This is a genomic window from Xenorhabdus ishibashii (assembly GCF_002632755.1).
Classification (GTDB): domain Bacteria; phylum Pseudomonadota; class Gammaproteobacteria; order Enterobacterales; family Enterobacteriaceae; genus Xenorhabdus; species Xenorhabdus ishibashii.
This window is the reverse complement of the sequence record NZ_NJAK01000001.1, coordinates 508,239-535,128: the sequence shown is the minus strand read 5'-3', so window position 1 is coordinate 535,128 and position 26,890 is coordinate 508,239. Positions and strand designations below refer to the sequence as shown.

The 26,890-nt window shown below is 43.0% G+C and carries 19 protein-coding genes; 7 read left to right on the top strand and 12 right to left on the bottom strand.

Annotation, left to right across the window (positions count from 1 at the left end; genetic code table 11):
* Positions 1–18 precede the first annotated feature (18 nt).
* From Xish_RS02490 to Xish_RS02470, 5 genes are all read right to left on the bottom strand, one after another.
* Complete coding sequence (locus Xish_RS02490) at positions 19–1,125, bottom strand: ABC transporter permease (protein ID WP_099116563.1); 1,107 nt, start codon at positions 1,123–1,125, stop codon at positions 19–21.
* Between the two features lie 12 nt (positions 1,126–1,137).
* On the bottom strand, positions 1,138–2,298 hold the full coding sequence (locus tag Xish_RS02485) for an ABC transporter permease (RefSeq protein WP_099116562.1): 1,161 nt from the start codon (positions 2,296–2,298) through the stop codon (positions 1,138–1,140).
* A complete protein-coding gene (locus Xish_RS02480; protein ID WP_099116561.1) occupies positions 2,295–4,031 on the bottom strand; it encodes an ATP-binding cassette domain-containing protein in 1,737 nt (578 codons plus the stop codon). Before Xish_RS02480 ends, Xish_RS02485 begins: the two co-directional genes overlap by 4 nt.
* A 9-nt stretch (positions 4,032–4,040) precedes the next feature.
* Positions 4,041–5,033: a secretion protein HlyD gene (gene hlyD / locus Xish_RS02475; protein ID WP_099116560.1), complete on the bottom strand. Its 993-nt coding sequence runs from the start codon at positions 5,031–5,033 to the stop codon at positions 4,041–4,043.
* Positions 5,034–5,201: 168 nt separating this feature from the next.
* The gene (locus tag Xish_RS02470; RefSeq protein ID WP_099118640.1) at positions 5,202–5,888 is read right to left on the bottom strand and encodes a transcriptional regulator; all 687 of its coding nucleotides are present in this window, start codon (positions 5,886–5,888) and stop codon (positions 5,202–5,204) included.
* Between the two features lie 363 nt (positions 5,889–6,251).
* Between Xish_RS02470 and rhlE the strand changes: the two genes are divergently transcribed.
* The 4 genes from rhlE to Xish_RS02450 all read left to right on the top strand — a co-directional run bounded on the left by rhlE (position 6,252) and on the right by Xish_RS02450 (position 15,677).
* Positions 6,252–7,667, top strand: coding sequence for an ATP-dependent RNA helicase RhlE (gene rhlE / locus Xish_RS02465; protein ID WP_099116559.1), 1,416 nt, complete (start codon positions 6,252–6,254; stop codon positions 7,665–7,667).
* A gap of 3 nt (positions 7,668–7,670) precedes the next feature.
* Positions 7,671–8,654, top strand: a complete 984-nt coding sequence (gene dusC / locus Xish_RS02460; protein ID WP_099116558.1) for a tRNA dihydrouridine(16) synthase DusC — start codon at positions 7,671–7,673, stop codon at positions 8,652–8,654.
* Positions 8,655–9,376: 722 nt separating this feature from the next.
* On the top strand, positions 9,377–10,441 hold the full coding sequence (locus tag Xish_RS02455; protein WP_099116557.1) for a hypothetical protein: 1,065 nt from the start codon (positions 9,377–9,379) through the stop codon (positions 10,439–10,441).
* Between the two features lie 154 nt (positions 10,442–10,595).
* Positions 10,596–15,677, top strand: coding sequence for an RHS repeat domain-containing protein (locus Xish_RS02450; RefSeq protein WP_099116556.1), 5,082 nt, complete (start codon positions 10,596–10,598; stop codon positions 15,675–15,677).
* A gap of 202 nt (positions 15,678–15,879) precedes the next feature.
* Here the strand turns inward: Xish_RS02450 and sseA are convergent, their stop codons facing one another.
* Both sseA and Xish_RS18520 read right to left on the bottom strand, forming a co-directional pair.
* Positions 15,880–16,719, bottom strand: a complete 840-nt coding sequence (sseA, locus tag Xish_RS02445; protein ID WP_099116555.1) for a 3-mercaptopyruvate sulfurtransferase — start codon at positions 16,717–16,719, stop codon at positions 15,880–15,882.
* Positions 16,720–16,758: 39 nt separating this feature from the next.
* Positions 16,759–16,914, bottom strand: coding sequence for a hypothetical protein (locus Xish_RS18520; protein WP_167383205.1), 156 nt, complete (start codon positions 16,912–16,914; stop codon positions 16,759–16,761).
* A gap of 212 nt (positions 16,915–17,126) precedes the next feature.
* On the opposite strand from Xish_RS18520, the gene dinG reads away from it, so the two are divergent.
* Positions 17,127–19,241 (top strand): ATP-dependent DNA helicase DinG, encoded by a 2,115-nt coding sequence (gene dinG, locus Xish_RS02440; RefSeq protein WP_099116554.1) that lies wholly within the window; start codon positions 17,127–17,129, stop codon positions 19,239–19,241.
* A gap of 1,005 nt (positions 19,242–20,246) precedes the next feature.
* Here the strand turns inward: dinG and Xish_RS02435 are convergent.
* From Xish_RS02435 to rhtA, 3 genes are all read right to left on the bottom strand, one after another.
* Entirely contained in the window at positions 20,247–20,471 is a 225-nt protein-coding gene (locus Xish_RS02435; protein ID WP_074018355.1) for an alkylphosphonate utilization protein, read from the bottom strand.
* 193 nt (positions 20,472–20,664) lie between these two features.
* Positions 20,665–21,168, bottom strand: a complete 504-nt coding sequence (gene dps, locus Xish_RS02430; RefSeq protein WP_099116553.1) for a DNA starvation/stationary phase protection protein Dps — start codon at positions 21,166–21,168, stop codon at positions 20,665–20,667.
* A 210-nt stretch (positions 21,169–21,378) separates the two neighbouring features.
* Positions 21,379–22,269, bottom strand: coding sequence for a threonine/homoserine exporter RhtA (rhtA, locus tag Xish_RS02425; protein WP_099116552.1), 891 nt, complete (start codon positions 22,267–22,269; stop codon positions 21,379–21,381).
* A gap of 233 nt (positions 22,270–22,502) precedes the next feature.
* On the opposite strand from rhtA, the gene Xish_RS02420 reads away from it, so the two are divergent.
* Positions 22,503–22,967: a GNAT family N-acetyltransferase gene (locus Xish_RS02420; RefSeq protein WP_208614801.1), complete on the top strand. Its 465-nt coding sequence runs from the start codon at positions 22,503–22,505 to the stop codon at positions 22,965–22,967.
* A gap of 200 nt (positions 22,968–23,167) precedes the next feature.
* On the opposite strand, the gene Xish_RS02415 is transcribed toward Xish_RS02420, so the two are convergent.
* Positions 23,168–24,175, bottom strand: a complete 1,008-nt coding sequence (locus tag Xish_RS02415) for a Gfo/Idh/MocA family protein (RefSeq protein WP_099116551.1) — start codon at positions 24,173–24,175, stop codon at positions 23,168–23,170.
* 267 nt (positions 24,176–24,442) lie between these two features.
* On the opposite strand from Xish_RS02415, the gene Xish_RS02410 reads away from it, so the two are divergent.
* A complete protein-coding gene (locus tag Xish_RS02410; protein ID WP_099116550.1) occupies positions 24,443–26,038 on the top strand; it encodes an ABC-F family ATPase in 1,596 nt (531 codons plus the stop codon).
* A gap of 85 nt (positions 26,039–26,123) precedes the next feature.
* Here Xish_RS02410 and moeB read toward each other — a convergent pair whose 3' ends face one another.
* Complete coding sequence (moeB, locus tag Xish_RS02405; protein WP_099116549.1) at positions 26,124–26,879, bottom strand: molybdopterin-synthase adenylyltransferase MoeB; 756 nt, start codon at positions 26,877–26,879, stop codon at positions 26,124–26,126.
* Positions 26,880–26,890 lie beyond the last annotated feature (11 nt).

Sequence of the window (26,890 nt, the reverse complement as noted above, 5' to 3'; positions counted from 1 at the left end):
GGATCCACTTTACATTGATCAGGCAATCTTACTCCGAAATAGCCGATAAGCGATCCCTCCAGTTGTTGCAGTAATCACCAATAAAGGCCATAAGTTTGGCCAAATAACGGATAAATCAGCCCCTTTCAAATAAATCTGCTTGGTAATATCTGTAAAATGTCGGATTGGGTTAACCCAAGTGATGTTTTGTAACCAAACGGGCATGTTTTCGACCGGAGAGATATAACCAGAAAGCAAAATAGCGGGCATCATAAACACAAATACACCAATAAATGCTTGTTGCTGGGTGGAACAGACAGCAGAAATCAGCAAACCGAAACCCACTAGGGATAAGCCATAAATCATCATACAGCCATAAAATAGCAGCAATGAACCTGCGAAAGGAATTTGATAGAACAGCGTTCCAATCAGTAAAACAATGCTTGCTTGCATCGTCGCCACAACGAGTGCCGGAATGGCCTTGCCAAGGAAAATTTGCCAGGTCGCCAGTGGAGAAACCAGCAACTGATCCAGCGTTCCTTGTTCCCGCTCACGGGCGACTGACAACGCTGTGACAATCAGAACGCCAATCGTAGTAATCATGGCAACCAGCGACGGCACTACGAACCACTTATAATCCAAATTGGCGTTATACCAGTTACGAACAATAAGCTCACTGTTATTGAAATTAGGGACATTTCCCAACAGTTGTTTCTGGTAATTCATCACAATCTGCTGGATATAGTTGGCTGCGATTTGGGCACTGTTTGAATTACGCCCATCCAACAGAATTTGGATTGATGTCGGATTATGGTTGGCGAGATCGGCACTGAAATTTTGTGGAAAGCGCACCAGTAATAGTGCCTTGCGGTTATCCAGAGTCGGGCGGATCTCCTGCGAACTGGTTAGCAAAATAACATCAGGAAATGCTTTTGATTTTGCCAGCCTTTGAGTTAACTCAATCGATGCCTGTCCTTTATCCTCATTATAAATAGCGATGGTGGCGTTTTTGACTTCCAGCGTTGCGGCCCACGGAAACAGGATCATTTGTATAATCACGGTCAAAATCAAAATGTTCCGTGTTTGCGGTTCTCTCAAGAGAGACTGCAACTCTTTCATGATGAGTGTATACAGACGATAAAACATGCTCTTTCCTTTTTAATCCAGATGTCGACGGGTTTTCCACGCGGTCAGGCCGATAAAGACGATGGAACTGGCAATCAGCAAGAGCAGGTTTGTAATCAATACAGTGCCAATGTTCCCCGCCAGAAAGAGCGTCTGTAGGCTGCTGACAAAGTAACGTGCAGGAATGACATAAGTCGAAGCCTGAATAAGCACAGGCATACTGTCTATCTCGAAAACAAAACCAGACAACATAATGGCAGGCAAAAAAGCTGCATTGAGAGAAATCATCGCCGCATTGAACTGATTACGTGTCAGGGTGGAAATCAGTAATCCCATACCCAAAGCGGTAGCGAGATAAAGGCTGGAGACGAGTGCTAATATCCAAAGTGAGCCGCGATAGGGAACTCCCAGCACAAACACCGTGAATAGCATGCAAAGTACCATAACAAAAGACCCCAGCATTTGATAGGGCAATAATTTGGCGAGCAGCAATTCGGTACGGGTAACCTGGGTTGAAAGTAGCGCTTCCATGGTTCCACGTTCCCATTCACGGGCAACCACGAGTGAGGTAAGAATTGCGCCGACTACAGTCATAATAATTGAAATAGCGCCCGGAATAAGAAAGTGGCGGCTAATGGCGGCGGGATTAAACCAATAGCGGATTTGAGTATCAATCAAGGGGGGTGTTGCAACCCCACGATTTTGCCCTCGCTGCTGTAACCAGATTTGCCAGATGCCTTTGGTATAGCCCTGCACAAAATTAGCGGTGTTAGGTTCACTGCCATCGGTAATTACTTGAATGGGAGCGTGGCCATCTGTGCGGGCAAGTTGGGCATCAAAATTGACAGGGATGACGATAATGCCGCGGATTTGGTTTTCCTGCATTTTTTTGATTAAGAGCTGGCGGTTGTCGCTAATGGTGGCATCAATATAGGGCGAACCGGTAAAAACATGCACCAATTCACGGGCATCTTCGCTCTGTTGCTCCATGAGAATACCAAGGCGAAGCTTGCTGGAATCCAGATTAATGCCGTAACCAAAAATAAATAGCAACATCAAAGGGATAACTACGGCAATCAACGCACTGCTGGGATCACGGACAATTTGCTTAGTCTCCTTGATACAGAGAGCTTTCAATCGACGCCATGAGAAACTGACCGCTGGCTGGGACGTTACTTGTTCAGGGTGACTCATTGCGGCTCCTTATCGTAGTTCAACACGAGGTCGATAAAAGCATCTTCCATAGAAGGGTTAGGGAACTTATCCGTGGCGACCAGTTGTTTCAGTTCATCAGGGGTTCCGGCTGCAATCAATTTGCCTCGAAATACCAGCCCGATACGATCACAATATTCTGCTTCATCCATAAAGTGGGTTGTGACCATTACGGTAACTCCTTTGTCTACCATACCATTGATATGTAGCCAAAATTCGCGGCGGGTTAACGGATCAACACCCGAAGTGGGTTCATCCAAAAACAGAATATCAGGTTCGTGCATCAATGCGCAGGAAAGGGCAAGTCGTTGCTTAAATCCAAGCGGCAGGCTATCCGTCTTTTGATATAGGATTGGCTTGAGATTGAACGCTCGGATCATACCAGCCATCTTTTCTTGCTGATGACGGCCTTTCAGGCCATAAACACCGGAGAAAAACTTAAGGTTTTGCTCAACCGTCAGGTTGCCATAAAGTGAGAATTTTTGGGCCATATAGCCAAGGTGTTGGCGTGCTTTGCCTGAACCGGTTTTTAAATCCACATCCAGAACCAGCGCTTTGCCTGAAGTGGGGATCATTAAACCACACATCATTTTGAAGGTAGTCGATTTTCCGGCTCCATTTGGTCCCAATAGGCCGAATATTTCTCCCCGTTTCACCTGAAAATCGACATGATCAGTGGCAGCAAAATCGCCAAACTTTTTAGTCAGGCTACGGGCTTCTATCACGGTTTCCGTTGGGTTTGGCGGGATTTGGGGCATTATCTCTGCCAGTTCGGAACGATGGGATGGGCCGCCACCCAATAAATCGATAAATGCATCTTCGAAACGTGGTTCGGCCTCGAAGAGACTGGCTTCAGGCAACCCCATTTGTTGGCATAACGTATTTTTATCCGCCTCTTCTTTTAAGATCAGGCGAACATATTTTCCCTGAATGACACCATCAGTCACTTGGGGCAAGGTGAGGGCATGTTGCAACATTTTGCGCCGCGCATCTTGTTTGACATCAAGCAAAAAAGATCGACCCGCAATCTTTCGGGTTAAATCTTGTGGCTGGCCACGATAGAGCAGCTTACCTCGGTTCATAAGCAAAACATCACGACACAATTCAGCTTCATCCAAATAAGAGGTGCTCCACAGGATAAGCATGCCATCAGAGGCGAGTTCATGAACCATTTGCCATAATTCACGACGAGCGATGGGATCAACGCCTACACCAGGTTCATCCAGCAATAAAACCTTCGGGCTACCCAACAAAGTACAAGCAAGCCCCAGTTTTTGTTTCATGCCACCGGACAATTTTCCTGCTAACCGTCCGGTAAAACGGGTTAAATCTGTGAAGGTGAGTAATTTCTGAAATGTTGCTTTGCGCTCTTCGCCAAGTACACCACGCAAATCGGCATATAAAGTGAGATTTTCCATTACAGTTAAATCTTCATATAAGCCAAATTTCTGTGGCATGTAACCGAGTTCAGAACGTACTTGAACACTGTCCTTGATGGGATCAAGTCCCATAATTGCTATATTGCCGCCATCAGGCTTCAATAATCCGGCTAACATTCTTATCAGCGTGGTTTTTCCAGCACCATCTGGACCAACAAGACCCGTCACTGATCCGCCCTGAATTTCTGCTTGCAGATGGGATACAGCAGGAACATCCAATCCTGGAAACGTTTTCTCCACGCCGTTCAGTTTTATTGTATAAGCTGAACTGGTCATGTTATCGCCTTAGTTATTTATTTCAGCAAAGCGTAAAGTGACGGGCATTCCTTGTTTCAGTCCCTCATCGGGATCAAGGACAATGATGCGCAGGCGATACACTAAGTCTGTTCTTAAATCCGGTGTTTCAACATTTTTTGGGGTAAATTCGGCTGTGGGAGAAACAAAGCCGATTTTGCCATGATAGGGCTGATTTTTTCGTCCATCGGTATAAATCAGGACCTCCCGTCCGGCGATAGCCTGATTGAGATTAGGCTCATCAATATAGGCTCTGATCCAAACAGGGTGAGTGAGTGACAGGATAAAAACCGTGTTGCCCGCTGCCAACATGGTGCCTGGCTCAATGGCTCTGGTCAGAACCATTCCTGCCGATGGTGCAGTGAGTTGAGTATCGTTTAGATTGAGTTCAGCTTGTGCTACCGTCGCTTCTGCTTGGGTAAGCTGAGCTTTTGCTGCCGCAATTTCTTCTATGCGATAACCCGTCTCGAACTGCCGCAATTTATCTTTTGCCGCCTGGTAAGCGGCTAGTGCCTGATTGCGTGCGGTTCTGGCGTTTTCCAGTTCATTGGCAGAAATGGTTTTACTTTGCCACAAGCCTTGCTGACGTTTCAGGAAACTATCGGCAAAACGGAATGCTGACTCTTTTTGAGCTACTTCAGCACGTACCTGGGCAATTTCTTCACTTCGATAACCCGTTTCAGCTTTGGCAAGATTTGCCTTGGCGACATCACGCGCTGCCTTGGCTTGATTCAAGGCATTAATAAAGGGGGCATTATCAAGGCGGCCAAGTGTCTGACCCACAGTAATAACATCACCTTCATCCACTTGTAGCTCAGCCAGTTTACCTGCAACCCGAAAACTAAGATTGACTGTTCTGACATCGACATTGCCATACAGGGTTAGCTCCCTGCTATTTTGTTCCTGATAGTAGTAGATACCAACAATTGCACCGATAACAACAATGAGCGCCAATAGGGCAAGAGCAAACTTTTTACTGTTCATACTATCCCTTATGCCTTGTTCGATTTATACCCGCACTTATTTTATGTGGTGGCTTCGTTGGTTGTGCCACGGCTTAAGAGCGATTGGGTATATACATTTTTAATGTCTGTTTTTCATACCTGGTACTACTTATAGTTTATTAAATTGATTATTCATTAAATTAACTGATTACTGAAATAGCTTATTTCTTAACCCATCAAGCAATAAATTGATGTGTTGGGATAAAACCTGATTGATTAATTCGTATTCTTTGGCGCCAATATTATCCCATCCTGTCTGGCGCAGTAAGGCTTCACGAGCCAGACGGAAAGAGAGAATTTCACCCAATAAGGCATGGGTGTGGATTTGGGTTGAAATCTGGCGTTCATCAGCACCGATGTAATTAGCGATGAGTTTATTCATCCGAGAATAAATGGGAGCCAGCCCCTGTTCATGCATGACACTGTAAGCTTCTGTCGGCGTCAATTGCTCATGGGACATGATCCGGCTGATATTGATACTGCTTTTCTCAAAAATCAGGCGGTTATAGCTCACCATTCCCTGATGAATCAATGCCAATATTGGGGCTTTTGGATAGGGTTTCGGTGTCTTCTCAAAAAAATGATCAATGGCTTCAATAAGAGGGGAAAACTCTGCTTTGAGTTTATCGGCAATATGCTGCACGACCGCGAGGTATAATCCTTCTTTGGAACCGAAATAGTATGCGATAGCTGCGATATTTTGTTGTGCATGTTGGGCAATGTTGCGGGTAGTGGCTCCGTCCAGACCTGATTTGCCAAAAATTTCTATTGCTGCTTCTAAAAGTTGCTGTTTGGCTTGTTCGCCTCGTAATGTCTGAGCCGTCTTCGCTGCCATGTTAATGTCTTTCCTGTGAAAAGCATTTTCGGAAATGCTGAAAAATATATCAATCGTATGATTAACTTTAAGACCAAAGTCATTTGATGTAAAGCTGACACAAATTGTCTTTTTAATAGACATCCATAAAAAATAATCTTCCGGTTTTGACCTAATTCCTGCTTCTAATGAAATCGAGTCAATTTTTTGTCTTGATTATTGGCTTCTTTAAGTCTGTGTAGAAAGACATATCTGTTATAATGCCGCAGTTATGGTACATTGCAGTTTGTATAATTTCTTTGCGTGTTATCGCGTCTTTTTCTTCCCATAAAACTGCCCCTGAATTGATATCAGGAATGGTGAAGTCTGGAGTATTTCTTATTTATGAATTTTGAGTCACTCGGCTTAAAGGCTGATATTTTGCGTGCCGTTGAAGAACAAGGCTACGTGGAACCTACCCCTATTCAGCAGCAGGCCATCCCTGTTGTGTTATCCGGTAAAGATCTATTGGCCAGTGCCCAGACAGGTACGGGAAAAACAGCCGGTTTTACCTTGCCTATCCTGCAACGCTTAAGCGAATCCCCGATTCAGTCGAAAGGCCGCCGTCCGATCAGGGTATTGATTTTAACGCCGACGCGAGAACTGGCGGCTCAGGTGGGGGAAAATGTACGTAATTACAGTAAATACCTCAGATTACGCTCGTTTGTGGTATTCGGCGGGGTCAGTATCAATCCGCAGATGATGAAATTGCGCGGTGGTGTGGATATTCTGGTAGCAACGCCAGGGCGTTTGCTGGATTTGGAGCACCAAAATGCGGTAGATCTTTCTCACGTAGAGATTTTGGTTTTAGATGAAGCTGACCGCATGTTGGACATGGGCTTTATTCACGATATTCGTCGAGTATTGAATAAACTACCGGCAAAACGCCAAAACTTACTCTTTTCTGCGACGTTCTCTGATGAAATTAAAAGTCTCGCCAATAAATTGCTGAAAGAGCCAGTAAGCGTAGAAGTTGCACGACGTAATTCGGCCTCTGAACAGATTGAACAATCAATCCACTTGGTAGACAAAAAGCGCAAGGGTGAACTGCTCTCTTATATGATAGGTAACCAGAACTGGCAACAGGTACTGGTATTTACCCGCACCAAACATGGCGCAAACCGGCTGGCGGAACAGTTGAATAAAGATGGTGTGGCGGCGGCTGCGATCCACGGTAACAAGAGTCAGGGAGCAAGAACCCGTGCACTGTCTGATTTCAAGACAGGGAAAATCCGTGCATTGGTGGCAACGGATATCGCTGCCCGTGGGCTGGATATTGATCAATTGCCCTATGTGGTCAACTATGAGTTACCAAATGTTGCCGAAGATTATGTGCATCGAATTGGCCGTACTGGGCGTGCAGAAGCTACTGGACAGGCGATATCTCTGGTGTGTGTCGATGAACACAAGCTCCTGAAAGACATTGAACGTTTATTAAAGCGGGAAATTCCACGCATTGCCATTCCGGGTTATGAACCAGACCCTTCTATCAAGGCCGAACCTATCCAAAACGGCCGCAATAGCAATGGACGAGATAGCAATGGAAGAAATGGCAATGGACGCAATAGCCGTGGTAACCACTCTCACGATAATCATTCTTCTCGTAAAAGTGCCAAACAAGGCCATACCAAGCAGAATCAGGAACATCAAGATCGGGCAAATAAAGGCGGTGATCGTCCACGCAATCAAGGTGCACCATCGCGTCAACGCCATCAGCGTAAGACAAACAAAAACCCACGCGCTTCGGTAGCAGGAGAATAATCCATGCGCGTTTTGCTGGCACCGATGGAGGGTGTTTTGGATTCTCTGGTTAGAGAATTGTTGAGTGAAGTCAACGATTATGACCTGTGCATTACAGAATTCCTGCGTGTGGTTGACAGCTTACTGCCGGTAAAATCCTTTTACCGGTTGTGCCCTGAATTGCATCATCAGAGCCGTACTCCATCGGGAACGCCCGTCAGGGTTCAACTTCTTGGGCAATATCCAGAATGGCTGGCAGAAAATGCGGCCAGGGCGGTTGAGTTGGGATCATGGGGTGTCGATTTAAACTGTGGTTGTCCGTCCAAGGCGGTAAATGGTAGTGGTGGAGGCGCTAGCTTATTAAAAGATCCCGAACTCATTTATCAGGGAGCTAAAGCCATGCGTGAAGCCGTGCCTGCACATTTGCCGGTAACAGTAAAAGTACGTTTGGGATGGGATTCTGCTGCACGCCAATTTGAGATTGCGGATGCCGTCCAGCAGGCTGGTGCAACTGAACTGGTTGTGCATGGACGCACCAAAGAAGAGGGTTATAAAGCAGAACGCATTAATTGGGAGGCGATCGGCGAGATCCGGCGTCGCCTTTCTATTTCTGTTATTGCCAATGGTGAAATTTGGGATTGGCAAAGCGCTCAAGCGTGTATCAAAACGACGGGATGTAATGCCGTGATGATAGGCCGTGGTGCCCTGCATATGCCAAATTTGAGTCGTGTCATTAAATATAACGAACCAAAGATGCCGTGGAGTAGTGTACTCAAGCTATTGCAAAAATATACTTATCTGGAAAAGCAAGGTGATACGGGGCTTTATCACGTTGCCCGTATCAAACAATGGCTGGGGTATTTGCGCAAAGAGTATAATGAAGCGAATGAGTTATTTACGCAAATCAGGGTATTAAAAACATCTGCTGAGATCGCTAACGTCATTTCTTCTGCTGTAGATAAATGTTTACTGCGGCCTTTCATCAAAGGATCTCAAATCTTCTGTTAGCCTTATTTATTCCCTCCAGTGATATAGTGACATCGCATATTATATATAGTGCTATATAGCGTCTCTATATTTCTGGGAGGAATGTATGTTCTTGCTCCCATGCTATGAATTGAAATTTATCAGGTATGAATAAAATACATATTTTTTTTATAAATTATGTTTAATGTATATCAAGTTCAATTTGCATTGGACATAATTTCTTATGTTTTTATCAGAATGGTATGGGGGTAATTTGACTTTATGTCTAATTATAATGGTGATAAATAAAGTGGCTCATCGCAGGATTTTATTTTTATTTAAATAAAATTATGTATCCGTTATTTGTATGAAGTAATGAAGGTGAATTATATTTATGGTTATGAAAAATTATAACCTAAGTCATGCATAGATAAGTCAGACATAAGATAAAGATTATTTTTTCGCTAGAAAATCTGGATATTTGGGCTATATTGTTATTGTGAAAGTCATTATGCTGGCACGTTCTTCAATTTTTAATGGAAAGCAATGAAAAAATATAAATGTATTTAAATATTTTTTCATATGTGGTTATTATCTGAATCTAAGTGTTAAGTGATTAAAAAAATTTAATTAATATAATGCGTTTTATTTATAAGTCAAATGATAAATTTCAAGTGCTCATTTTTATGTTTTTTTAATAACCCATTGTTTTGATAGCGGTTCTAACTTTAGAAATGGTTTGATATAACTTATAGGAAAAATATATGAACAATTTTCATGATAACGATCAGCCTTCATCTTGGTATGGGCTATCTGAATTGAAGATAAAACTACGTCAGATAAGTAATGAGTCCGACATCTTTGCTAACGGAAGAAATAGGGTGGCTGTCGATATTTATATTCAAGGAACTGATTCTGAAAATAGACAGGTATTAGTGCCAGATAATACATTTTGGATGCATACTTGGCTTATTGACTATAATACAGGAGAAAAACTTAGCTGGAATAGAAATGAAGAAGACGATTTTACATGGTGTTACACATATGAACCTAATGAATTTACTAAAACACCTAAGCCTGCTATAGCGTCAGAAATTTCATCTTTTACTAATAATAAAGAAGAATATGGGGATGCTCTCAATCTAAGCAGGTTAACCTGTTATGTATACTGTTCACCTGAAGCAGTAAATGAAACCAAACAAATCGCTGTATTGGTAGTGGCACCAAATGAACATGAATACTCGTCAGGTTATGGAAAAGTATATGATTCATTCATCCAGCTTAATTCGAAAGCTGAAACAATTTATAAGTTTTCTAATAAAAATATAGCAATAGGGAAAGAAAAATTAATCAATGATTTTTATGATAAAAAGACTAGGTTTAAATGGAGGCAGTATAATGTATCAGTAGCACTGAATCTAGAGGATAAGTATGGAAAACGATATATCGTAAAATTAGAACCGGATGACGACTACGTTAATATTGCTCATCAGCTTTATCATGAAGATAGGCCCTTTGAAGGTTATTCTGGTTATTATGCGCATTTTCTTTGGTCTCTGGGAAAGTTTAAGACAGTTTCCATAGGTAAAACTCATTGGTTTGACCTGCCCATTGATTATGATTTATTTATAGATATTAGAGAGGAACCTAATACCATTTGTTTTACTGTAATGAGTGTCACGATTCCCAATTATCCTATAGTACAGGATCAGTGGATAGATTTAACTATTAACATTTATGACCAATATGGAAATTCAGGAACATTTTTGATTGAGCCAAGGAATGATAACAACGAAGAAAAATCAAAAGTCCACCTTAAGGATATTTAATGGTGATTCTCAAAGGACTACAGCGTAAAAAATGAGGATGTTTACTCTAATATATAATGTTTTGTCAGTCATCATAGTGAGTTTCTCTTGAGCATCCTCCAGTTATGAAACGAGAATAATCATTTTTCATAAAATAAAAACGAGAGGCGCCAAAATGCAGAATAATTTTTTCTCCCATGCCCACAATTTTCAAAGTGCAGCCATGGGTAGCGTTGATCCCCGTACTGGCCTGTTTACTTATGCGATGTTGGTGGCTCAGTTAACCTGTAATAATCATCTCGGGCCGACCCAAACGATAGCACTATCGTATAACCCACTCTATGCCGACAACCTGGGGTTTGGCATCGGCTTTTCCTTGGGGCTGACCCAGTATGACAGCCAGCAACGGTTATTAAGTCTCTCAACCGGTGAACGTTATAAAGTGGATGAGTACGAGGACACCGTCTATCTGAAACAGTATAAGCAGGACGTTGTGCGGTTTGAAAAGGACTTAGCTCAGAATGTCTATCGGGTGATCCATAAATCTGGCATGGTTGAAGTATTAACCGGACCGGACAATGCCTATCGCCTCAAAGTACCCACCCAGATATTTACCCCCCTTGGTCATTCCCTGAAGCTGGACTGGGATAGTGATTTCGGTCCAGTCCTGTTCCTGACGACAATCACGGATGATACAGGGCGGGTGTTGTTAAAAGTGCACTATGAGCATGGCAGTTATACCCGTTTCACGGTCTGGCCAGGTACGACTGAAGCTTATGAGATTCAATTATTGTTCTCTAACGACTATGTGACTCAGGTTCAGAAAGATACCACTACCGGCAAAGCGTTAATTTGGAAGATAGGTTATGACACAGATAGTCGATTTTTGAAACGGGTTGTTTCCCCGACAGGGTTGGTTGATCAGGTGATTTATAATTCTAACGGGCACCGGTTTCCTGACGGCGCTTTCTTGTCCTCCTTGCCCTATGTCACTAAATACACGCAATCGCCCGGTCACGGCCCAGATATTGTACGAACCTATCAATATACCGTGGCGAACTTTCTAGGTTACGGGGTACAGGGTCGCTGGCATCCGGATGAAGACTATCTCTACGGTGCCCTGAGTGATTACCAGTATGGTTCGACTGAGCGATGGGACAATGGGACAACGCAACGCCATATTACCCGAAAGTATAATAAATACCATCTATTGGTTTCCGAAACTACGGAGCAAAATAGGCGTAAGCGGGAACATAAGACCGGTTATTATGCTCAGGTGGGCAATTCGTTTGAAGAACAACCCTCACAGTTTCAAATGCCGAAAACGGCAAGTATCAGCTTTAATGATGTATCTGACGTGGAGGTTGTCCAGACTGAATTTGATGAAGCGGGTAATCCGACGATGCAGATTGCCCCGGATGGCACCCGAACTGACTGGGTCTATTATCCGGCCAAAGGGGAAGCGGGGGCCTGTCCGGCTTCTCCGCATGGTTTCGTGCGTTTTGTCAAGTCCAAGACTGTCACACCGGGCAAATCCTCTCCTGAAGGCGCTTATGATGATGCGCCGATACATCAAGCGGTTTATCGTTATGATTCATTACCTACACTCGAAGGTACACTCAGTACTTATGCTGTGATTTGCACCTATCAGGGCTGGTATAGTGCCGACCAGTTGTTGTATGAAAGTCAGACTAGCTATGTGAATGATGTGAATTCCCCCGATCATGGGCGCATTCAGCGTATTGATGAGACGATATATGCCATATCAGGAGAGGAACTTGCTGCCGGCAAGAAATGGACAAACCAGCAAATATTCAGCTATACCCTGCAAGATGAGGCTCTGGTGAGAAGTACCCAATGGGTCGGGCATGATCAGCTTAGCTTCACGACTCAGGTCACTCAATCGCGGGTCAGCGACAAGTTATGGCGTGAAGTGGATACACAGGAACGGACGGCCGATTATGTCTATGATGATATTGGACGTATCTCAAAGCATATCAGTAATGCCTATACCGATTATCACCAAATGGTGCAGTATGATTATGCCATTGAAGAGATCGGGGCGATGACGACAATGAAAACCGATGTGTGGGGCAATCTGGCGCGTATCCGCTTTAATGGGTTGGGGCATGCCTATCAGCAGGAAATATTGGAAAAGGGGCAGTCCGATCAGCACTGGCAGTTAATGTCTGAAATAGAGAGGGACAATTGGGGACGTATGGTGACCCAAACGCGGCATGACTGGCTGCCCGTGGAAAATGGAACTGACAAAGCATCCAGTGTGGTTCAGGTTTCCTCCCATCAACGTATTGAATATGATGACTGGGGAACACCACATCGAATTACCCAAGATATCGGCGGGAGCATCCAACACAATTATGATCCGGTGACCCGCACCGCACAGATCATCCGGCAGGCTGAGGGGCTAACTTTTAGTCACTGTACGGTGGAATATAATAAACGTCATCAACCTGTCACGATGACGCTTTACGATAGCCAGGGCAAGCAATATAGCCAGCAACACCACCACTATGATGGTCTGGGACGATTACGCGCCACCTTTGACGCATTGGGGCAGAAAACCGAGTACACCTACGATTTATTGGGGCGAATGTTGACGATGAGTCATAGTGATGGCACCGTTGTCCGAAAATCCTATGCCCCGTTCACGGCAGACAGTTTAGTGACGCAAATTGAAGTGGACAATGAGGTATTGGGGACTCGTTGCTTCGACAGTCTGCACCGCCTGATTTCAACCACCAGTGGCGGGCGTACCTACCGTTCGTCCTATCAGGGGAAAAACCCCTATCCCAGCGAGGTCACTGATCCGTTGGGACAAACGACGAGGTATACCTATGAGCCCTTGCTTGGTCATGCCTTGACACAGGTGGAGGCGGGGGAGATACAGCAGCGCTTTACCTATGATCCCAAGACTGGAATGATGACGGGAGCTAGTGCCGCACAATGGGCTACGCATCGTATGGAATATACCGCTTCCGGCCGTTTGCAGCGGGAAACTTTCCGTTTTGAGGATGCCAAGGCTGGGGCAGCACGGGAGGCGCACTATACTTATTCCCCTGTCGGCCGGCTGATCGCCTATGAGGACGTGACAGGAAAAAAATGTCATGTCAGTTTTGATGAGTTTGGCCGTCCTATTGCCACGCAGGATGCTGATATTGATGTGGTATTGACCTATGATGCTGCCAGCCGGATCAAGCGTTGGCGTGTCCACGATAAACAGCATAACCAAACATTAACTACCACGCTCAGTTTTGATGATTTTCAGCGTGAGATCCAACGCCAAATCCAGACAGAAACGGATACGCTGACGCTTGAACAGACTTATATAGTCACGGGACAAATAGCATCACGCATGACCCGTTCACAGAGTGCTGGCTTGCTACGTCAGGAAACCTATACATATGATCCCGCCCGTCATTGGCTGACAGAATATCTCTGTACTGGCTCAGAGTGCCCCCGTGATGCTTATGGCTTTAGTATTATCCGTCAGCGTTTTACCTATGATCATTTGGGTAACATCCTCACTTGTGTGACGACTTTCAATGATGGAAGCTGTGATACAGCGACATTTACCTACAACCCATCAGATCCCTGTCAGTTGCATACCGTCACCCATACGCACCCGGATTATCCGGCCACGATCACTCTGGTGTATGACGCTGCGGGTCGCCTGATACACGATGAGGCAGGCCGTTGTTTAACTTATGATGTCCTGGGGCGGCTGACTTCTGCCAGTTTCAGTGACACTACCAGTACCTATGCTTATGATGCGACCAACCGACTGGTGTTGCAGCAGATGGGAACAGACAAGACCCATGAACTTTATTATCGAGGGACGATGCGCGTGGCCGAAATCCTGCGCGAAAGTGGCACGGCGACGCGGTTTTTACGTACCCAGGAGGGACTCGTTGCGACCATTACGGATACCCATGCGAATTTATTGGGCATTGACAGCCATAGCAGCGTGTTGGTGAGCCATCAAAATGATGGTACCCAAACCCGTTATCGTTATTCGCCTTATGGGCAGCAGGCTGCAGAGGAGCGCAACTCGGATATTCCGGCTTATAATGGTGAACGAGTTGATCCCGTGATGGGAACTTATCACTTGGGTAATGGCTATCGGGCTTATAATCCGGTTCTGATGCGTTTTAATGCGCCTGATAGCTGGAGTCCGTTTGGTGCAGGAGGGCTCAATACGTATGCCTACTGCTTCGGTGACCCCATTAATAGTATTGACCCTACTGGCCATCTGAGTCTGGGCAGCCTGTTTGGGATTATTGGCGGAGTCATCGGGCTGGTTGTTGGCTTGGCTATGGCCATTCCCACTGGCGGGGCATCACTGGCTGGCGATGCGGCCATTATTGCGGGGCTTATTGCCGATGCCACTGGGATTGCCAGTGCTGCCACAGAAGACAGTAATCCCCGTGCTTCGGCAACGCTTGGATGGATCTCTCTGGGGTTTGGGGCGCTGAGTCTGGGGGCTGGTGCCATTGGCGGTATTGTGACGGGAATGAGGAAAGCAGGTGGGAAGTTGATAGAAAGTTTTAGTCATGGATTGAGTGGAAGAGGAGGGCAGCGTGGCATGAACCTGGCTCTTTCAGGAGAAGGATCAGGACGTATAAGTAGTAGCAGCGATTATGTAATCGCATTTAGGAGTGCTATGAGACAAGGGAGGATCACGCGCGTTGAAAACCCTGCCGGGAGCGGTATTTATACTGTAGGACTCGAAACTCGAGGATTATTATCTACTGAGATAGAAGTGGAATACTTAAGAGGAGCATTCTTTAGACCAAGAGGAGATAATTCCAGTATAGAAATTCTTGATAATATCATTCCATTAGGAAATGGGGTTGAACGTCCGTTAGATATATCGAGTGAACAATTTGAAACATTATATCTGCATTTTATTAGAAATGGAATATTAGAGGTTAATAATATACCTGATCGTGTGGTTTCCTCTGTCAATACACTTCGCTTTATGGTGCAATCTCATATAGTAGGGTTGAATCCAATGACTGGCGGAACTATAAATGCGATGGAAAATTTATGGCGCGCAGCCGCATTTTCTCATTTTGATATCAATGACTGGCTGTATTATATGATACGACAGACATTTCCTAGCTTAGAATTCCCGTACAATATTTCATTAAATCATGGAGCATTTCAATTTTTTAATAATAATTTAATTCCAGATCTTAGGGTATTAATATTGGGAACACTAAGTAATTTAGCTTAATTTAACTATTGAGGGTTTAATTTTATTTTATGTTTCATACCATACCATAACAGGCCGAATTGTAATCGGCCTGTTTTCATTTATGGCAATTTTTACAATTTTCAATTCTTTTCGTTAGTGTATTAAATTAGGGGCTAGATTAATAACAAAAAAGGGCATATCATTTTGATGCCCTTTGTTGCTATTGATTCTTTCGAATAACCTATTTTTCTAATGGAAGTGAATCATCGGTTCCCCATTCAGCCCAGGAGCCATCGTATAATCTTGCTTCCTTATGACCAACCATATCAAGCCCCAGGACTAAAATAGCGGCAGTCATACCTGAGCCACAACTGGTAATAATAGGTTGGTTTAAATCAACACCCTGTTTGCGGAATATTGCCGCAATTTCTTCTGCTGACTTATAACACCCATTATCAATCAGGGCTGTCCATGGAACATTTTTAGCACCGGGAAGGTGCCCCATTCTTAGACCAGGGCGGGGTTCTGGCACTTTTGCCTGAAAACGGTCTTCTGCTCTGGCATCCACAAATTGTACTGCTACATCATTACGGAGAGCATCAAGGACTTGCGTCTGAGAACAGACTTTTTCAGGGGTAAACTGCATATTGAAAACTTCAGGTGAGCGGGTCACTTTTCCTGATTCGGTTGGATAACCAGCCTGTTGCCAGCCTTGTAAGCCCCCTTCAAGGATGCGGATATGACGGGCGCCAAAGATTTTAAATGTCCACCATGCCCGTGGAGCAGAAAACATATTGCCTTGATCGTAAATTACCACCAGATGATTTTCACTGATGCCCATTTTACTGACAGCCTGACGGAACGTTTCCGGCTCCGGCAGCATGTGTGGCAGATTGGTTTGTAGATTGGCGACTTTATCAAGATCAAAAAACTGGGCGCCCGGAATGTGTTTTTCTAACCAGAATTGGTAATAATTCATGGATTGGGTAGGCATTGGGGCACTGGCATCAATGATAACGACATTCCCATCATGAAGATGCTCGTTTAACCATTGTGGACTGACAAAATATTCATTTTTCATGAGCTTCCTCATCCGCTATTACGATAAAAGCCAATGTATTTATTGTTGCCCTGTTGGCGTATTTTCCTGCTGAATCTGTTGTGGCTCTTCGGCTGGTGTTGTTGAGCGAGTATAGATATTCAAACCCGCCAGAAAAATCCCACCAATTGAGCCGATAGAGAATAATATAATGATAATGAGCAGGATTTTTTTCATCTCTGTGTCCAATAAGGTTTTAATAAAGAGTGATAACAGCGATACAAAGCCAAAAGATAGAAAGACAAAAGTATATCCGCTTCCAGAGGCAAGACAAGCGATAAACTATTTTCGCAAAAGCTGGAAACTGTTTCCCAGTAATGGCTTGATAAGGCTGATCTGAGATTCACTCTATGAGAGAATAGCCCCCTCATTTTTAAGCAGCAAAACTTATGGCACTTTCCAGTTCAATAAAAAACCAGATCAGTCAGTGGTATAAAGCATTGTCTACCCATATTGATGGTTTCATTCCACGTGCGCCGCAACGCCAAATGATCGCTGAGGTTGCAAAGACATTGGCAGATGAAGAAGGGCGGCATCTGGTGATAGAAGCCCCAACGGGAGTAGGGAAAACGTTATCATATCTGATCCCTGGGATTGCCATCAGTCGGGCAGAACAGAAACCATTGGTGATCAGTACAGCCAATGTTGCTTTACAAGATCAAATCTACAGCAAGGATTTACCGCTGTTGCGTAAAATTATTCCTGACCTGAAATACACGGGCGCTTTTGGTCGGGCACGTTATGTCTGTCCGCGCAACTTGGAAGCCATTTGCGCCGCAGAAGGGGAGCAGATTGATTTGATGTTTCTGGTTGAAGACCAGACAGAAATTGCCAATAGTGAAGAGCGGGAACTATGCCGTCGATTGCGCAGTGATTATACGACGTTTGTATGGGATGGCTTACGTGATCACCATAAACTGGCACTGGCAGATTCGCTGTGGGCAAAAATCAGTACGGATAAAATGAACTGTCTGGCACGCAATTGTCAGTTTTACTACCGTTGCCCATTTTTTCTTGCTCGCAGAGAAATTGAAGATGCTGATGTTGTCGTCGCCAATCACTCTTTGGTTATGGCTGCGTTGGAAAGTGAATCTGTTTTGCCAGAAGCAAAAAATCTGCTGTTGGTTCTGGATGAAGGGCACCATATTCCCGAAGTAGCAAGGGATGCACTGGAAGTTGAAGGAGAAATTACCTTATTTCAGCTTAATGGGCAGTTAGATACATTTGTCCGTCATGTAGAGCAATACTTGGCTCAATTCCGGCCGACCAAACCGCCCGCTTTAGCAAATCCCCCTCGATTACAGACCCATTGTGCAGCTATCCGCGAACATTTTAAGGAATTGGCGGAGATAACACAGACATTGCTGCCTGAGCGTGGCGAAGAAGAAGAATATCTCTTCGAACTGGGACAGTTACCGGAGAGTTTACTACTGTGCTGTCAGCAATTATTTAAACTTATTGATGGATTTCGTGGTTTAGCGGAAGCGATTTTAAATGATTTAAGCGATCAGACGGCTAAACAGGATATTGTCCGATTACATCGTGCTATTTTGCAAGCCAGCCAGACGTTAGGTTATTTCGAGAATATGGCAAAACTGTGGCGGTTAGCTTCACAAGAAGAGTCTTCCCATGCGCCGATCTCAAAATGGTTAACGCGACGTTATGAGAAAAACCAGTCACATCTTTATTTTCATTGTGCGGGAATTCGGGTCAGTGAACAATTAACGCAGCTACTATGGCGCTCAATCCCCCATGTTGTCGTGACATCGGCCACATTGCGTTCACTAAATAGCTTTTCTCGCATTCAGGAATTGACCGGATTGCATGAAAATTATGGTGATCGTTTTATCAGCCTGTCATCACCTTTTGAACATGTGCGACAAGGGCGTTTAGTCATTCCTCAAATGACACAAGAGCCGACCATTCAAAATGAAATGCAGCATCTTGAAGAAATGTCACGTTATTTTCGCTCTCAGGTGATGGAAGGGAAACATCGGGGAATGTTAGTCCTTTTTAGCAGCCTACGGGCTATGGAAGGGTTTCTCACTTTTGTCACGGACTTACGTTTGATGTTATTGGTACAAGGTGATCAGCCGCGCTATCGATTGGTAGAAACGCATTGTAAGCGTATTGATGAAGGGCAAGCCAGCGTTCTGGTTGGATTGCAGTCATTTTCAGAAGGATTAGATCTCAAAGGTGAATACCTTTCACAAGTCCATATCCATAAAATTGCATTTCCTCCCGTAACCAATCCAGTGATTATGACTGAAAGCGCATGGTTGAAATCCTTAAAACGTTATCCGTTTGAAGTACAGAGTTTGCCCAGTGCTTCTTTTAATTTGATCCAACAAGTAGGAAGGTTAATTCGTAGCCATGAGTGTTATGGTGCTGTCGTGATTTACGATAATCGGTTATTGACCAAACGTTATGGTTCACGCTTATTGAATTCTTTGCCTGTATTTCCAATTGAACGGCCAAAGGTGCCGTCGGAAAAGGAATTGTAGATCTTGGATTCACATATTAAGTGCAACACCGCAATGAACGAAGTAAACGATTGGAAGTTAATATGTGAATCCAAGATAAACCTGCATTATTAAGTTAAATTGGTACATCTTAAGATTCGTAATGGTAACATGTTAAAAACAGGTATAAATACCAGTAAAATGGCAGAAAGCAGGCAAAAATGAGAACATCAGAGTAGCTTAGATACTTGTTCAATCAGTAATTGGCTTTATGAATGCCAACTTTGGTTTGACTTAAGGTGATTTTATATTAATTAGTTAATTGTATTCTGATAAATGAGTTGTTCATAAAAAATAACAGTATATCAATAAGAAATGGTTGATGGATTGTCAGTAAGGTTACATATACCCGTCACTATTGAAGGTTTTTAGTACCTTAATAAGGACGGGTATACACCACCAAACTTAACTTACGGATTTCTGAAATCACATTTATTTAATAGCGTTGAAGTTATATCGTACCTATCTGGTGCATACAGTTGCTATATATCTCTTTAAGGCAAAATTGATATTTTTTATGGTGTTTAATATGCTTGGCACATATAGTAAATGCAAGTGATTTGCATTGTTCAGATTTATTGTTCGATTTTGCTTCTGTTGCAAATGTATTCCAGGATGTTAATAGCAGAATAGCTGTGCATAGAGTAAGTGAAGTCTTCATCTTGTAACCTCTATATAAACTTTAATATTTTCAATATTTTTATTCTGTATCAGAATAAAAACATATTTATCATAAATTCTCTTGGCTGAAATTCCAATCTATTTGGTGTTTTTCTGGGGCTTGGTTTATGAATTATGTATTTAATGGATTGATTTTCTAGGTGATATTGTTATTTTTAACGGAAAAATTTAATTGGCATCGATAATAATGAGTCGCCTGATTCAATATGAGTGATATTATTCGATTTTAATCCCGTTAATAAAAAAGGATAAATAATATAAAAGTTAATATTATTTATCCTTTAAACAAAAATTGGATTGTAACTGTTATTTATCTATCTTTTTCAGGAAGCAGGTTTTCAGGACTAATCCCTTAATTTTATCGGCATTGCATTCGATCTCATCTTCGCGGTGAGTCAGGCGGATGTTTTTGATCAGTGTGCCGCGTTTCAGCGTCTTGGAAGTCCCTTTGACTTTCAAGTCCTTGATAACCTGAACTGAATCACCGTCGTTCAGCAATGTGCCGTTAGAATCTTTGACTTCAATATCCATCTTATAGAATCCTCATGTTTATTTTTGAATCAAACAGGGATTATAGAGAGAAAAATGATTTTTTTAAAGGTTTGCAAGATTTTTAAGGTTATAACTTCTTTTTTTTATGTTTTTTCCCACCAACAATGGGCGTTGATGGAAAAAAGGCCACGGAGGTGGCCTTAACTTAATGAAGAATAATATTTTTATTTTATTACTCAATATTTGCTTCGATAAACCATAAAAATTTGTCGAGATCACGGGACGCCGCAGTAAACATATCCGCCGTATCTTCATCTTCTGCATCAACAATCGCCTGACGGATATCATTAGCAACAACAGCATAACGATCTGCCAGTGCCTTTAGATGATCCTGTACATTATGAATACCCGTTGGATAGCTTTCCAATGTGGTACGTTTATATACTTCCTGAACAGTGCCCAGCGCCGTTCCACCTAGTTGAACCGCTCGCTCTGCAAATGTGTCAAGATGATCCGTGATGGAATTACGAAAATCATCCAGCATTTCATGAATGGCAATGAAATTGTGGCCACGCATGTTCCAGTGAGCCTGCTTAGTCAGCATGGATAGATCGATAAATTGGGTCACCATATGATTTAAGGCAGTAATCGTTCTCTGTTTAATACCTTTATCAAGATTATTTCGGGTATAAATCAGGTTAGAAGGTTCAGTTTTGATTAATTTTGCTGTATTCATCATAATGCTCCATTAATTCTGAGTAATGAGTTATCTCATTAGATAGAATAAATTTAGTTGATCATTTGCCGGAAGTCATATTGCTTATCTCTATCGAATTGATAGTTATTATAGCGGTCAGTAACATATTGATAATTTGTGAAAATAAAAAACCGGAGAATGAAATTCTTTCTCCGGCTTCAATAAATCAAATCGATATATCTAAAGTTATTATGCTACTTTTTCTATTTTAGTTTTTCGCTTAATAGTCGAGGTGGAGCCTATAGAAGCACAAATAATGCAAAAGAGAGCAATCCATTGAATTTTTGTCAAATGCTCATTAAGGAAGATGATGCCTGATAATGCTCCCAACGCAGGTTCAAGGCTCATTAATGTCCCAAATGTTTTGGCTGGCAGACGTGTCAGTGCAATCATTTCCAGAGTGTAAGGAAATGCGGTGGATAAAATAGCGATCCCCAGGGCAATCGGCAGCAGAGAAGTATCGAACAGGAGTTCAGAGCCAGTCTGTATTAATCCGACAGGGAAAAAGATAAAGGCAGCAATGAGTGAACCAATAGAGACCGTCGCAGCACCATAGCCCGCACCAGCGCGTTGCCCAAAGATAATATAAAGTGCCCAGAAAATACCGGCTCCCAGTGCGTACACAATACCGATAGGATCGAGTGTATTGATGCTATTCCCGATTGGCAGCAGGAAGCTTAATCCAGCAATGACCAGAGCAATCCAGAGAAAATCCAGAGGGCGGCGGGAAGAAAACATGGCTACCGCCAAAGGTCCGGTAAACTCAAGCGCAACGGCAATGCCGAGCGGAATTCGGGATAAGGACAGATAAAACAGATAGTTCATTGCTCCCAGAGAAATGCCATAGGCGAAAAGGGGGAGTAATGAAGAACGCTGAAATTTCAGTCGCCACGGTTTAAAAATCAAAAATAGAATGATCGTTCCTAATGCAAGTCTCAAAGCTGTGACACCAGGCGCACCAATGACAGGAAATAATGTTTTAGCCAATGAGGCTCCAGCTTGAATTGATGTCATTGACAGTAACAATAAAATCACAGGAAGCAGTGGAAAAGAAGCTGCCCGATGTTTGGAAAGAGACATTTAAAAAAACCTCAGTTACAACGTGTTATTTAAGAGATGTCATCTTCGCAGTGAAACAGAGATAACTCAACCGTATTATCAGTGCATGTTTGTTAATAGCGAATTTTGTGGTTTTATCGGGAGGTTTTGGCACATTGGAAGCATTCAGTGAAGGAATTTGATCGTTCTAATAATTGTATTATTCTGCTGGTGTAAATCTATACTGAATCATTAAAAATAATCGAGGGAATCTAATGATAATAAGAACGGCTACTATGCAGGATATTGAGGCTATTTTATCTCTTTATAGGATATTGTTCAGTGAAATGGCTGCATTGCAGCCGGATAGAATGCAAACGGCTGAACAAGACAGAGATTTTATTGCTTCCAATATCAATAACGATGAGTTTCACTTATTGGTTGCAGAAGATGAGAATGGCAGTATTAGCGGTTTTGCTATTGCTCAAGAACAAAAGACACCTCCCTTTAATTGTCTGGTTCCGAGAACTTATGGTTATGTTTTTGACTTAATGGTGAGTCCGGATGCCAGAAGTCTTGGCATTGGTCAGAAATTGCTGGCGGGTATGAAAAAGTGGGCGCAAGAAAACCATTATTCACACCTTGAACTGAGTGTATTATCCCAGAATGTTGATGCGATACGTTTTTATATAAGGGAAGGATATCGGGAAGCCAGCAGAACGATGGCGCTTACCTTGTGATCAGGAATGATATATTAAAACCATCAAAGCTATGCTTTGATGGTTATTGTAGTCGTAAAGGTATTCAATTTACCCTTCATATTTTTAAGCAGTAATACCAGACTTATTAATTCACTCCACGACATAAATTGAGGTAGTTTAGAAATTTATACAAGATTTGTTATTTTTGGTTTTTTTACAATATTGTGTCTGGCAAGTGACTATTTGTGGGAAATAGTGTTTGAAGCAGCCCGATATTCTTTTAATACTTCATCAATAACCCAACTGGTGCGGGCGGCAGATTCACCTGTGGATGGGCAACTGCCATTACCCTGTATGTTATTAATAACCGTCTGAATGAATGGCATTTGGATATGTTTGGGATTTTCGAAATGATATTGGTGTAGTTGGTTATTTTCGTCATAGTGTGAAATGGGGGAATCACCAAATGTGGCAAAAACGATTTTGCCTTTTGTACCGATAATTTCGACTTTATCCTCGCGAAAACTGGCGACAAAATTCCAAATGCCAACTCCCTGAACATGATCCTCGAACATAAATGACATAGAAACACAATCTTCGGCGGGATAGGCTTTTGCCTGTGAATGGGCATGTCCTTTGACTGAAATAATTTTGCCCAGCAGAAAATCCAATATATCGAGTGTGTGACAAGCTAAATCAACAAATAAGCCACCACCAGATATTTCGGGTTTAACAAGCCAGGGTAAATTATCAGGATCTTGATAAATAGACGCCATTTCCCTGAATTGCATGCAATTGACAATTCGTGGTGTACCAATTGCTCCAGAATCAATTAATTCTTTTATTTTAATAAATCTCGGTAGCGCTCTGCGATAATAAGCGACGAACAGTGAAACTTTTTGAAATCGGCAGATGGCAATCATTTCGTTGCATTCTTCAAATGTTAATGCCATTGGTTTTTCGACATAAACACTTTTGCCGGCCTGTGCTGCCAAAATGGTATATTTTTTATGGGTAGAAGGTGGGGTAGCAATATAAACGGCATCAACCTCCGGATCATTAATCAAAGATTCGGCATCCGAATACCATTTTCGGATATTGTGTCGTTCGGCAAAATCTTTGGCTAAATCTGCATTGCGACGCATAACGGCAACTAATTCTGAATTCTCTAACTTATAAAAAGCAGGGCCACTTTTTACTTCTGTTACATTACCACAGCCTATAATACCCCATCTTACTTTTTGCATAGTATTTTTCCGGTATATTGAATGAATTATTGAGTTGTAAAATTCAGAATGAAGTTTATAACAGTACTGTTTTTTGTTCTATGTTTCACAGTTCAATACATTAAGTTTTTCATAAAAAATAATTAATATTCAGTATGTTATTTAAGGTATTGCCCTGAATTTGAAAGTGGATAACGCATTCTGGCGATACTTTTCTTCTGTTGTGGCATAATGCGCGGCTATCGGTTTTATCATCTCCCTTTTTACTCACTTATAAGAGCAACAGTTGTGTTAAGTACAAACAACATCACTATGCAGTTTGGCAGTAAGCCACTGTTTGAAAATATTTCTGTCAAATTCGGCAACGGTAACCGCTATGGTTTGATTGGGGCGAATGGGGCAGGTAAATCTACTTTCATGAAAATCCTGGGCAAAGATTTAACCCCAACTTCCGGTAATGTCAGCCTTGATCCTAATGAGCGTCTGGGTAAGTTGCGTCAGGATCAGTTTGCTTTCGAAGAATATACCGTGTTGGATACTGTCATCATGGGGCACTCGGAGCTATGGGAAGTCAAACAAGAGCGTGACCGCATTTATGCGATGACAGAGATGAGCGAAGAAGATGGCTATCGTGTCGCCGATCTGGAAGTCGCTTATGGTGAGATGGATGGTTACAGTGCAGAAGCGCGTGCCGGCGAATTGTTGCTGGGTGTCGGCATTCCTGTGGAGCAGCATTATGGTTTAATGAGTGCAGTAGCTCCGGGCTGGAAATTGCGTGTATTGCTGGCACAAGCCCTGTTTTCTGATCCTGATGTCTTGCTGCTCGATGAGCCAACCAACAACCTGGATATCGATACCATCCGCTGGTTGGAAGAGGTGCTCAATGAACGTAACAGCACCATGATCATTATTTCCCATGACCGTCATTTCCTGAATACGGTATGTACCCATATGGCCGATTTGGACTATGGTGAACTGCGTTTGTTCCCTGGCAACTATGATGAATATATGATTGCCGCTACGCAAGCTCGTGACCGTTTGCTGGCTGATAATGCCAAGAAAAAGGCACAGATTGCTGAATTGCAGTCATTCGTTAGTCGTTTCAGTGCCAATGCTTCCAAATCTAAACAGGCAACTTCCCGCGCCCGTCAGATTGATAAGATCCAGTTGGAAGAAGTGAAAGCTTCCAGTCGTCAGAATCCATATATCCGCTTTGAACAGGAGAAAAAACTGTTCCGTAATGCACTGGAATTGGAGGGGTTGACCAAGGGTTACGATAACGAGCCACTGTTCAAGAATCTGAATTTGCTGATGGAAGTTGGCGAAAAGATGGCGGTAATCGGTGAAAACGGTATCGGTAAAACAACACTCTTGAAAACCTTAGTTGGTGAAGAAACACCAAACAGCGGCACAATTAAGTGGTCTGAAAACAGCACGATTGGCTATTACGCACAGGATCATGCCAGTGATTTTAACTGTGATATGACCGTATTTGAGTGGATGAGCCAATGGAAGCGTGAAGGCGATGATGAGCAGGCAGTACGCAGTATTCTCGGTCGCTTGTTGTTTGGGCAGGATGATATCAAGAAGAAAATCGGTGTACTTTCCGGTGGTGAGCAAGGCCGGATGCTGTTTGGTAAGCTGATGATGCAGAAACCTAACATTCTGGTTATGGATGAACCCACTAACCACCTGGATATGGAATCTATTGAATCTTTGAACCTTGCGCTGGAACTCTATCAGGGCACGTTGATTTTCGTCTCTCATGACCGTGCATTTGTTAGTTCATTGGCTAGCCGTATTTTGGAAATTAAATCCGATAAAATTATTGATTTTAAAGGTACTTATGATGAGTATCTGAGAAGTCAGGGTATTGCAGGATAAGCCAGATTTATATTGGAAAAGAAACACCCAGCCATATTTGGCTGGGTGCTTCTTTATTACTAGACATAGTTACTTATAGGTATCGCTACTGCGACTGGCAGACCTCACACAAGGGATCTTTCTGCAATGTTATTGGGCGAAATTGCATTGTCATTGCATCGAAAAGTAATACTTTGCCATGACAGGTTTGCCCATATTGAGTTAATAGCTTAATGGTTTCCATTGCCTGCAAGGCGCCGATAACGCCTACTAATGGCGCCATTACACCTGCTTCAACACAAGTCAGGCTGTTTTCACCAAACATGCGGCTCAGGCAACGATAACAAGGCGCTTTCGATTGGTAAGTAAAGACAGAAAGTTGGCCTTCCATACGGATCGCAGCACCCGAAACCAACGTTATTTTACGTCTATAACACAGGCGATTGAGCTGTTCACGAATGGCTACATTATCTGTACAGTCGAGCACAATTTCGTGTTGGCTGATTAATTCATCTAATGCAGGATCATCCAATAGCCCTTCAATGGGGTTGATGGTGATATGTGGGTTGATTTCCCGCAGGATCAGCGCCGCGGAGTGTACTTTTGCCATACCAATGCGCTCATCGCGATGGAGGATCTGCCGTTGCAGATTAGAAAGGGAAACGGTGTCAAAATCCAGCAGAGTAATTGTCCCAACACCCGCTGCCGCAAGATATTGGGAAGCTGCACAACCCAGTCCCCCCACACCCACTATTAACACTTTGGCAGATTTTAATGTTTCCTGCCCGTCGAAATCGAAACCACGTAAGACAATCTGTCGGTTATAACGCAAGGTCTCTTCATCGGTAAGTTCGACTGCCATTTTTCGGTATC

Coding starts and splice junctions, on each gene's coding strand:
- moeB (WP_099116549.1), bottom strand. CDS start 26,879: ATGGCAGTCGAACTTACCGATGAAGAGACCTTGCGTTATAACCGACAG.
- Xish_RS02415 (WP_099116551.1), bottom strand. CDS start 24,175: ATGCAAAAAGTAAGATGGGGTATTATAGGCTGTGGTAATGTAACAGAA.
- Xish_RS02435 (WP_074018355.1), bottom strand. CDS start 20,471: ATGGATATTGAAGTCAAAGATTCTAACGGCACATTGCTGAACGACGGT.
- Xish_RS02470 (WP_099118640.1), bottom strand. CDS start 5,888: ATGGCAGCGAAGACGGCTCAGACATTACGAGGCGAACAAGCCAAACAG.
- Xish_RS18520 (WP_167383205.1), bottom strand. CDS start 16,914: ATGAAAAAAATCCTGCTCATTATCATTATATTATTCTCTATCGGCTCA.
- dusC (WP_099116558.1), top strand. CDS start 7,671: ATGCGCGTTTTGCTGGCACCGATGGAGGGTGTTTTGGATTCTCTGGTT.
- rhtA (WP_099116552.1), bottom strand. CDS start 22,269: ATGTCTCTTTCCAAACATCGGGCAGCTTCTTTTCCACTGCTTCCTGTG.
- Xish_RS02490 (WP_099116563.1), bottom strand. CDS start 1,125: ATGTTTTATCGTCTGTATACACTCATCATGAAAGAGTTGCAGTCTCTC.
- hlyD (WP_099116560.1), bottom strand. CDS start 5,033: ATGAACAGTAAAAAGTTTGCTCTTGCCCTATTGGCGCTCATTGTTGTT.
- Xish_RS02480 (WP_099116561.1), bottom strand. CDS start 4,031: ATGACCAGTTCAGCTTATACAATAAAACTGAACGGCGTGGAGAAAACG.
- Xish_RS02450 (WP_099116556.1), top strand. CDS start 10,596: ATGCAGAATAATTTTTTCTCCCATGCCCACAATTTTCAAAGTGCAGCC.
- rhlE (WP_099116559.1), top strand. CDS start 6,252: ATGAATTTTGAGTCACTCGGCTTAAAGGCTGATATTTTGCGTGCCGTT.
- dps (WP_099116553.1), bottom strand. CDS start 21,168: ATGAATACAGCAAAATTAATCAAAACTGAACCTTCTAACCTGATTTAT.
- Xish_RS02455 (WP_099116557.1), top strand. CDS start 9,377: ATGAACAATTTTCATGATAACGATCAGCCTTCATCTTGGTATGGGCTA.
- dinG (WP_099116554.1), top strand. CDS start 17,127: ATGGCACTTTCCAGTTCAATAAAAAACCAGATCAGTCAGTGGTATAAA.
- sseA (WP_099116555.1), bottom strand. CDS start 16,719: ATGAAAAATGAATATTTTGTCAGTCCACAATGGTTAAACGAGCATCTT.
- Xish_RS02485 (WP_099116562.1), bottom strand. CDS start 2,298: ATGAGTCACCCTGAACAAGTAACGTCCCAGCCAGCGGTCAGTTTCTCA.
- Xish_RS02420 (WP_208614801.1), top strand. CDS start 22,503: ATGATAATAAGAACGGCTACTATGCAGGATATTGAGGCTATTTTATCT.